General features: G+C 67.7%; 5 protein-coding genes and 1 pseudogene. 2 read left to right on the forward strand and 4 right to left on the reverse strand.

Translation table 11 applies throughout. From position 1 onward, the window contains the following. Window positions 1-273 precede the first annotated feature (273 nt). Window positions 274-537 (forward strand): annotated as a pseudogene (locus tag VG296_RS32890) (VOC family protein); the annotation flags it as partial. Window positions 538-700: 163 nt separating this feature from the next. Here the strand turns inward: VG296_RS32890 and VG296_RS16085 are convergent. Together VG296_RS16085 and VG296_RS16090 are read right to left on the reverse strand one after the other, a co-directional pair. Further along, a complete protein-coding gene (locus VG296_RS16085) occupies window positions 701-967 on the reverse strand; it encodes a DUF1905 domain-containing protein (protein WP_349259575.1) in 267 nt (88 codons plus the stop codon). A 238-nt stretch (window positions 968-1,205) separates the two neighbouring features. Further along, window positions 1,206-1,691: a PPOX class F420-dependent oxidoreductase gene (locus VG296_RS16090; protein WP_325566538.1), complete on the reverse strand. Its 486-nt coding sequence runs from the start codon at window positions 1,689-1,691 to the stop codon at window positions 1,206-1,208. A gap of 76 nt (window positions 1,692-1,767) precedes the next feature. On the opposite strand from VG296_RS16090, the gene VG296_RS16095 reads away from it, so the two are divergent. Continuing rightward, window positions 1,768-2,781: an RNA polymerase subunit sigma-70 gene (locus tag VG296_RS16095; protein ID WP_325566539.1), complete on the forward strand. Its 1,014-nt coding sequence runs from the start codon at window positions 1,768-1,770 to the stop codon at window positions 2,779-2,781. A 368-nt stretch (window positions 2,782-3,149) separates the two neighbouring features. On the opposite strand, the gene VG296_RS16100 is transcribed toward VG296_RS16095, so the two are convergent. Then, entirely contained in the window at window positions 3,150-3,875 is a 726-nt protein-coding gene (locus VG296_RS16100) for an MIP/aquaporin family protein (RefSeq protein ID WP_325566540.1), read from the reverse strand. Continuing rightward, a partial coding sequence (locus VG296_RS16105) for a catalase (RefSeq protein ID WP_325566541.1) occupies window positions 3,872-4,905 on the reverse strand: 1,034 nt, incomplete at its 5' end. The genes VG296_RS16105 and VG296_RS16100, both read right to left, overlap by 4 nt.

Consider the following 4,905-nt stretch of genomic DNA (forward strand, 5'->3'; position numbering starts at 1 on the left):
CCTGGGCCGGCGGCATCACCGCCTCACTCCTCATCGGCGCGGTCGCCGGACTCATCCCCGCCCTCCGCGCCGCACGCCTCTCACCCACCCAAGCCCTCTGGTCCATCTAGCCACCGTGTCGGCAGCGCCGGGACTGCAAGCCGGCGCCAGCGTACGCCGGTTCCGTCACGTGTCGCCCACCGCTCAGGAGGGCACGGTCCCGCTTTCACGTCACCGCGCGCCTCTGGGCAACGCGTCGAAGCGTCGCGCTACGCGCGGGGACCGTTCCTCAGCCTCACGCTCGACGACGGGATCCGCCTCGATTACGCCGAGCCCGGCGTGGAGTTCCCCGGCCAGCACTACGCACTACTCGTCTCCGACGACGTGTTTGACCGCGCGCTTGAGCGCATCAAGGCTAACGGCGTGCCGTACCGGGCTGGTCCTGGCCACGCGCCGGGAGAGATCAACACCAACCACGGCGGACGGGGCGTCTACTTCGACGACCCGTCCGGGCATCACTTCGAACTGATCACCCAGCCATACGGCGCCGATCTATGAGCGCAGCAGCTCCCACGATACGCAGCGGTCTCGTCGAGAGCCACCGCGCTGACAGTGACGCTCTGGCTGGGTCGCACAAACCTGCTCTCGATCAGCCGCAGGTACCCGCGACATTTCGGCGTGAGCCGCGCAATGCGCGGCAAGCGCAACGCCGGGACAGCAGCTAGCCAATCCGCTCGTCGATCCGGACATGAACGGTGTCGCCGGCTTCCTTGCCGATCGTCTTCCGCAACGCGGCCTTGACCGGGAGCCTATGGGTGCCGTCGCCTTGCGCCATCAGCGCGCTCGTAAACGGCTCGCCATCAATCGCACCGCGGATCTTGACAAGCCCGCGGGTAGCGAAGAGCTCGTGCACGTCGTCGATCACCACGCACGTCCATGCACCTGGATTCTTGCCCTTCTCAAGTTGGGCGTCGAACACTCGCAACAAGACCCCACAGACTCTTGCACGCGGCCGGAGTCATCGCCAGAGGGCTACTCAAGTCGCTCTCGCATCCGCACTGCGGCGGGCGTCTCGACGCCGTCGACGAGGAACCTGCTCCGCGGACATGACGGCGCGCGTGCGGTAGCTGCCAGCTCTTCCGCGTCAGCGGCCGCTCGCGGCTCGAATAGCAGCACACGTCAACCCATCCAAGGGAGGTTTCATGGATCCCGTGCTGCTGGACGGCCTATGGATCCTGAGCGTGCTGTTCATCTGCGCTCTCGACCGCGTTTGGGGGGCCTGGAAACGTCGGGGCATAGACGCGGTGGGGGACGATACGCACGATCACCCGTTGCGCGCCCGGCTCAGGGGGAGGGGTCGCGCCGCCCATGTGGATGTCGTACATCTCCTGGTGGAACGCCCCGTTGGGGTCGTCGGTGAGTTCTACGGTGCCATAGATGGTGGCGTAGTTGGGGCCGTCGCCGGCGTAGTTTGGGCGGTCGACGGGAAGGCCGTGGATGAGCAGGTTCACCCGGGAGTCGCGGCTCATGTTGATCGTCTTGCGCCGGCCCTTGATGGTGCTGAACAGGATCTCGTCGCCGTTGCGCTTGACGAAGATCACCGACGTCTGAGGCGTCCCGTCGGTGCCGGTGGTGGCCAGGATGCTGAGATGGGGGCCGTCGAGGATGTACCGCACGGCGTTGGTGAGGATCGGATGATCGGGATGGGTCATACACGTGTTGACTCGCGGACGGCCGCCAAAGAATCGCGCGACCGACCGATTCCTTTCAGGGACCGCGGAAGTCAACATGTCGATGGCGATGACCGGCGTGGAACCCAACCGTTTTGAGGCAGCGACCGCCGCGTACCGGCGGGAGCTCCTTGCGTACTGCTACCGAATGACCGGCTCGGCCCACGACGCCGAGGACTTGGTACAGGAGACCTACACTCGCGCCTGGCGAGCGTTCGACCGTTTCGAGGGACGCTCCTCGATGCGGACCTGGCTGTATCGCATCGCCACCAACGTGTGCCTGACCTCGCTGAACGGTCGCCAACGCCGCATGCTGCCCTCCGGGCTGGGGCCGCCATCATCCGACCCCTACGCGTCCGCCGCCCACGCGGCACGCGATGTTGCCTGGCTGGAGCCGATTGCCGACGGCTTGGTACTTGACGACCGCGCCGACCCAGCAGAGGTGGTCGCCATTCGCCACACCCTGCGTCTCGCGCTCGTCGCCGCGGCGCAGATCCTGCCGCCACGCCAGCGCGCTGCGTTCTTCCTCTGCGACGTCCTCGATCGGCCGGGCGCCGAGGCGGCGGCCGTGCTGAGCGTGTCGGTCGCCGCTCTGAAGAGCCTGCTCCAGCGAGCCCGCGCCAGACTGGAGCAGCACACCATGGGCGACGAGGAGCTCGCCGAACCCACCGACGAACGCGCGCGTCGCCTCCTCGACCGCTACATGGCCGCGTTCGAGCAGTCAGATATGGCAGAGATAGAGCGGCTCTTGGCCGACGACGCCATCCTGGAGATGGCCGGCACGGCAGCCTGGTTCTCCGGCAAGGCAACATGCGCGCCGTTCATCGCTGCTCAGGCCATCGGCCAGGCCCGCGACTGGCGAATGGTTCCCCTCCACGCCAACGGCCAGCTCGCCGCCGCGGCCTACCACCTCGACGCCGGTAACAGCTACCGCCCCTTCGCGATCGTCGTCTTGGACACGACCCGAACTCACCTCACCCGCATCTCGCTGTTCCCCGAGCCCGCACTGTTCAGCCGATTCGGACAACCCCCCGAGCTCTCAGCCGGACACACATTCGCGGCCGGCACCTGACGAGCGGTTCACGAGCCATCCATTACGAGCGCCGCGAACACGTGGCCGGCGGCACCCAGTTCACCCGCAACCGCTAGCCCGCCGGCCGCTCGGCTACGTGCACCGACCGTCGGTTGGCATCGCGCCGCGGGATCTCGGCGTCGGCGAACGCCACCGCTCGCGCAGCTCGATTCCTGCGGTCGTGTGGTCGAGCCCCACGGCCACCAGCTCGAGCGGAGGCGAGCCGCGCCGGCCCACCCGGGCATCCTTGCCTGGATCCCAATGCACGTCTCGAGCGCTCCGTACTCGGCCTCGCGTCTGCGCGACGCGAGCGAGGTGCCGCCGAGCGTGGAGCACTCGAGTGTGTGGATGGTCGCGTCCTTACCGGCTCAGCGCGCCGTGCCCGCGATCCCGCGCGCCGTGCCCTCGACGCGCCGGGAGGCAATCCCGCCGTCAGGCGCAGCGGAGCGCAGTTCCCTGTCTGGCCTTTCGGCCGGCTGCGTGAGCAGGAACACCCCGGCGGCCACGGCGCCCGCCACGAACTCGGCGAGCAGGTAGATCCAGATGTGGCTCCACGTGAACAGCCCCAGTGCCGAGGCGCCGAACGCGACGGCCGGGTTAAACGCTCCACCGGAGATCTTCCCGACGGCGAACGCACCGGTCGCCACGGTGAAGCCGATCGCCAGGCCGTAGAACGAGTTGTTCTCCGTGCCCTTCGCGGTCGCGACGTTCAGGACCACGTAGCAGAGCGCGAACGTGAACAGGAACTCGACCAGCAGCATCTTGCCGGTGCCGGCCACGGCGGCCGCGCTGTGCGGGGCGTAGCCGACCGCTCGGACGAGCAGACCCGCCAGGATCCCGGCCGCGACCTGAGTCACCACGTAGCTGACGTACTCAGTGCCGGTCAGCTTCCCCCGGGCGAACACTGCGGTGCTGACCGCCGGGTTGTAGTGCCCGCCAGAGACGTGGCCACCGGCGAACACCATGACCATCAGGGCGGAGCCGATCGCCAGCGGCGCGAGGGTACCCGCCGTGGCGACAGCCGTGCCCACCGTGAACACCAGGAAGAACGTCCCGATGAACTCGACCGTGAGCTTGCGGATGAGAGCGGTCATCCTGCACCTCCGCGGGCAACCGCGGTATCGGCCAGGGTGGCGGCGCCGTTGCCGCTGCCGTCGGCCTTGCCGAGGCCGGCGGCCACACCGGCGCCGAGTTCGGCGTCGACGTTGGTCCAGTAGCCGATGACGCGGCGCCGCACGTCATCGCTCACGTCCGCGCTCGCGTGCGTGACGATGTTCGACACGAGGTGCTCACGGTCCGTGTCGCTCAGCACGTCACGGTAGAGCGCTCGCGGCTGCACGGAGTCGTCGTCGTCGGCGTGCTTCTCGTAGGCGTAGCGGCCGATCTCGCCGGCCTCGACCTGCCAGGTCGGCAGCTCCGTGCCCGGATCGGCCTTCGGGCCGCCGTAGGAGTTCGGCGCGTACACCGGCTGTCCGTCGTTGTCCCGGTAGGTCATCGCGCCGTCCTTGTTGTATGAGTGGACGGGCGACAGCGGCCGGTTGATCGGAAGCTGCTCGTAGTTCGCACCGATCCGGTGCAGGTGTGTGTCGTGATACGAGAAGATCCGGCCCATCAGCATCTTGTCGGGGCTGAGACCGATCCCCGGCACGAGCCGCGCCGGCGCGAACCCGGCCTGGTCGACCTCCGCGAAGTGATTCTCGGGATTCCGGTCGAGAACCATCCGGCCGATCGTGATCGGCGGGTAGTCGGAGTGCGGCCACACCTTGGTCAGATCGAACGGATTGAAGCGGTAATCGGCGGCCTCCTCGAAGGGCATGATCTGCATCTCGAGACGCCACTCCGGGGCATCACCGGCGGCGATCGCGTTCCAGAGGTCCCGCCGATGGAAGTCGGCATCCTCGGAGACCATCGCGTCAGCCTCAGCCTGGGTGAAGTTCTCAACCCCTTGGACGGTCTTGAAGTGGTACTTCACCCAATAGCGCTCGCCCGCGGCGTTGATCCACGAGTACGTATGGCTGCTGTAGCCGTTCATGTTCCGCAACGTCCGCGGCGTCCCCCGGTCGGACATCAGGATCGCGACCTGGTGGGCGGTCTCCGGCGACAACGTCCAGAAATCCCACTGGG

The organism is Actinospica sp. (assembly GCF_035552695.1).
In the GTDB taxonomy this organism is placed as follows: Bacteria; Actinomycetota; Actinomycetes; order Streptomycetales; family Catenulisporaceae; genus Actinospica.